A 213-nucleotide genomic window follows, 5' to 3' on the forward strand; every position below is an offset into this window, starting at 1 on the left:
TGACGCGGAACGAGATCGTCTTGTTCTTGTTGCCCATCACCACCCGATCGTCACGCGGACCACTTAAGCGTTTGTCAGACGGTCGCAAGCGGCCGCACACGTCGTTTCGGGCGGTGGAAACGTCGGTCCGTCTCGAACCGGGCGGGAGGGCGGGAACGGCGGATGGCGGGAAGTCACGTGGGGCGGTCGGTCCTCAGATCCCCGCGGCGTCGG

It is taken from the genome of Halorubrum sp. F4, from assembly GCF_027257195.1.
Taxonomy (GTDB): Archaea; Halobacteriota; Halobacteria; order Halobacteriales; family Haloferacaceae; genus Halorubrum.